Raw genomic sequence first — 3,816 nt, 5'->3', positions numbered from 1 at the left:
ACCCAGGGCCCCACCGACAAGCCCCACCACGACCACTCCACCACCCACCACTGACAGACAACGACACGAGCAAAGGGGCTGTCGCCGCCACCGCCGCCCGACACATGCCCGCTGACCTGCACGAATACAGCACCGGGCAGGGAAGGTCACCGTAGGGGAAGGCGTAGGGGGCAATGTAGGGAAGAGTGCAGGGGCCGACAGACACTCCGGCACGCCACCCGGACACCCCCCGGGGCCCCCTCAACCGCGGCAGACCCACGGCAGGGACACGGCCACGGCGGCAGCCGGTCCGTGCAGAACCCGTGCTCCAGGTACCCGAGGTGCAGCCGCGCAGCCGGCTCATGCCGCAGGTGTCAGTAGTGCTCGATCCCCCACAGCCGCATACAGAACCGACTGCATCTTCCGGCCCGTGACACGGGAGGACACAGGCGATCTCCACGACGGCAACGAGTCTGCGGCACGCACGGTCGCACCGGACAACACGCCCTTGACTCGCCCTCCAACGAGGAAACCCGCAAGCCCGTCGCGGCGTAAGATCCGCGTCAGGGGGGCGGCCGTGGAGCGGTGAGCTGCCGCCCGGCGCGGCGACCTGCGGTGGTGAGCAGACCAAACGCCGGACACCGAGGCTGCCGTTCCCGGCTGGGCATCATCGCACATGCGGCCACGGCGGCATCGCGCCCCTCCGGAGGAGGCTGAATGATCCGGGGCCTCGAACGACTGTGGTGGGCGTGCGGCCGTTCAGCGGTCGTGCAGTACCACGGGGCGGGTGACCGGAACGACGGTCAGCAGATCGTCCAAGCCCTTGAAGTCGTCCGGGTTGGTGGTGAACAACGGCAAGTCCTCAGCGATGGCGATCGCGGCAATCATCAAGTCGGCGACCCGACGCCGGGGTTTGCGGCCCGCCCCGATCACGGCGGCGCAGACCCTTCCGTAGATGCGCGCGGCCTCCGCATCGAAGGGAATGGGATCGAACTCGTTCTCCGCGCGCTGCAGCACGTCCATGCGTCGGCCGCGCTCGGCGTACTCGTCGTAGTCGTCCTGCTCGTTGTTCCTACGGACCTCGTGAGGGCCGGCCGACAACTCGGCCAGGGTAATGGCGCTGATCGCGACCTCGGCGGGCAGTTCTTCCGGGTCCACCCATCTGCGCAGGATCATGATGTTCGTGTCCAGCAGGCCTTGCTGATACTCAGCGGGCATAGGGATCACTCGGCTCCTGGTCCGCGGTGGCTTCCTGGTCGGCGCGAAACGCCTCCAGCGACACATCCGGGGCAGCCTTCGACATGGCAGTGAACTCGCCGCGGGGAACGAACCTGCGACGCCGCCGCAGCGGAACCAGCTCACCGATACGGTGACCGTCCCGCGTGACGACGAATGCCTGGCCGTCTTGGACAGCGTCCATGATCTCTTTTGACCTGGTACGCAGATCGCGCTGGGTGATCTCCGGCTGTGCTGTCATATCCCTACCGTACCCACCCAGTGCTACCTGGTGCCACCTCATAGCACCACGCCCCGGAGCGGCAGCGCACCGGCAAGGCGTTGCGAAGGCGGGCACAGCGGCGTCGTTGTGCGGGCGCCCCGCGGCCATGACGCAATGATTGCATCACTCTATTATTCCTTTATGTTGTATCCCACGCCCTCCCTCACCGGTGAAGACCAGCGAGTGCTCGGCGACATCGACCAGATGCGCTCGGCCCTGCGCCACCAGGTCCGCTCCACGACCAAATGGACTCCAGGGCTGCGCAAGTTCCTCACCGCCGACGCCGTGGCAGCATCCAACTCCATCGAGGGTTTCAAGGTCGCCACCGTGGATGTGGAAGACCTGATGGAGGGTGAGCGGGACGTCGAGGTGTCCGAGGAGAACCGACAGGAGACCCTCGCCCACCAGCGCATGACGACCTACATCCAAACGCTGCACGACTCTGGCGACTTCACCTACAGCAAGAGTTTCCTCAACGCCCTGCACTGGATGCTCCAAGGGCACCGCCACAGCCCGCGCAAACCCGCCGGACAGTGGCGTCGCGGCCCCGGCTACGTCACCGACGCCCGCGACCCGAGCATCGCCGCCTACACCGCCCCCGACGCCGAGGCAGTCCCCGCGCTCATGCAGGAACTGGTCGACTGGCTGGGCACCGACGACGCCAGCCACCCCCTGGTCCGGGCAGCCATGGCGCACCTGCATCTGGTGTCCATCCACCCATGGGCCGACGGCAACGGCCGGATGTCCCGCTCACTGCAGACCCTGATGATCGCGCGAGAAGGCGTCCTGGCTCCGGAGTTCTCCTCCATCGAGGCATGGCTCGGGCGGCCGGGCAACACCTGGGAGTACTACCGGGAACTCGCCCGGCGCGGCGCCCACTACCTGCCCGACCAGGACGTCGCCGGCTGGATCCGCTTCAACCTGACCGCCTATCACCAGCAGGCCCAGACCGTACAGGGCCGGCTGACCCGGGCCGGAAAAGTCTGGGAAGCACTCGCCGATTTCGCCCGGCACACCGGCCTCGACGAACGCACCATCACCGCCCTCCACGACGTCGCCATGGCCGGACGGGTACGCCGCTCCCGCTACGAAAGCGCCGAAGGCCTCAGCCTGCAACAGGCCCAGCGCGACCTGCGCGACCTGGTCACCGCCCAGGTCCTCACCCCCGTCGGCCGCACCCGAGCCCGCTACTACACCGCCGGCGACCGTTTCCCGCAACAAGCACTGGACATCTCCGCCACCCCCATGACCCTCACCGACCCCTACACCCCAACCGGCTGAACCGCCGGGAACCCGTCCCGCCGATCACGTCCCTGCGTGTGATGCGTGCAGGCTCCCGGCGAAGCCCGCTGCAGCAAGGAGGCTGCCGCAGCCGTGGCGCACGGCTCGACCGCCGGACAGGTTCATCCGCCGAGCGCGACTGGAGCCAGACCGTCAGGCAGGTGGTGCACGGGCAGCGCCACAGCCTCCCGGGCCGTGGTGAAGACGCCCAGGTCCTGGCCGATGATGCCCCTGCCCACTCCGTACGTGCCATCGCCGTACGCGCTCAGGCACGGTCCGACAACCGTCAGCCGCGGGCGGGCCGTGGCCGACAAGCGCAGCGCCCAGTGGCTGGTGAACGGATAGAGCGCGCGCAGGGCCGGCCCGGCGTACGCCGCCACGACCAGGGCCTGGTACCTCTCGCGCCAGACGTACTCCATCTCAGCCGCCTCCCGGCGCAGACTCCTCCACTGCGATTCCGTCCATCGCACCGGATCGCGGTCGGGCACCTCGAGCCACCCGGCCAGGTACACAAAGGGGCGCCGCCCGACAGATGTCGTCCAGGGCCGCCCCGCCCATGCCACGCCCGGGCGGCACGAGCCATCGACGCCAGGTCGTCCGTCGTACCGTCGATCAAAGGCAGGCCCTGGAACGATTCCGCGCCCCGGACCGACCACCGGCACTCCCAGGACCGGGCACTGATCTCCAGCGGTTCACGGTCCGGCACAGTGCTCGGCACCACCGCACGGAGCAGACCCGAGAACCGGACGGGAACAACGCCGAGACGGCCTTCCGCCGCAGCCCGCAGCACTGCGGCGAGACTGCCACGGGCCGCGACGTCCGGATACAGGACGGAGGGGTCAACAGGGGTCCGCACGGATCCGATTGTTCCCGAACCCGCGTTGCCCGGAACGGCTGCCTCGGTCGCCGAGGAGACGACGGGACTGGCGCTGCGCGGCGGGGTTCACCGTCGCAGACGAGCGGTCCGCGAACAGATCCGCACCCGCCGTCTCGCCGCGCCGGAGCGACGCCTCGGGCCTGTCACGGCCAGTGGTCCGGCAGACAATCGACAGCCGCGG

At 68.9% G+C, this 3,816-nt stretch carries 4 protein-coding genes; 1 reads left to right on the top strand and 3 read right to left on the bottom strand.

Annotated elements, in window-relative coordinates; translation table 11 throughout:
* Positions 1-738: 738 nt before the first annotated feature.
* Complete coding sequence (locus PV364_RS41060) at positions 739-1,197, bottom strand: type II toxin-antitoxin system VapC family toxin (protein ID WP_319666051.1); 459 nt, start codon at positions 1,195-1,197, stop codon at positions 739-741.
* On the bottom strand, positions 1,187-1,456 hold the full coding sequence (locus PV364_RS41055; protein ID WP_319666050.1) for a type II toxin-antitoxin system prevent-host-death family antitoxin: 270 nt from the start codon (positions 1,454-1,456) through the stop codon (positions 1,187-1,189). The genes PV364_RS41060 and PV364_RS41055 overlap by 11 nt, the downstream gene beginning before the upstream one ends.
* Before the next feature lie 162 nt (positions 1,457-1,618).
* Here PV364_RS41055 and PV364_RS41050 point away from each other — a divergent pair, with 162 nt between their 5' ends.
* Complete coding sequence (locus tag PV364_RS41050) at positions 1,619-2,758, top strand: Fic family protein (RefSeq protein WP_319666049.1); 1,140 nt, start codon at positions 1,619-1,621, stop codon at positions 2,756-2,758.
* A 122-nt stretch (positions 2,759-2,880) separates the two neighbouring features.
* Here PV364_RS41050 and PV364_RS41045 read toward each other — a convergent pair whose 3' ends face one another.
* Positions 2,881-3,177, bottom strand: coding sequence for a DUF6193 family natural product biosynthesis protein (locus PV364_RS41045; protein WP_319666048.1), 297 nt, complete (start codon positions 3,175-3,177; stop codon positions 2,881-2,883).
* Positions 3,178-3,816: the final 639 nt, after the last annotated feature.

The sequence above is a fragment of the Streptomyces sp. MI02-7b genome (genome assembly GCF_033793585.1).
In the GTDB taxonomy this organism is placed as follows: Bacteria; Actinomycetota; Actinomycetes; order Streptomycetales; family Streptomycetaceae; genus Actinacidiphila.
This window is presented reverse-complemented; position numbering and strand designations above follow the sequence as displayed.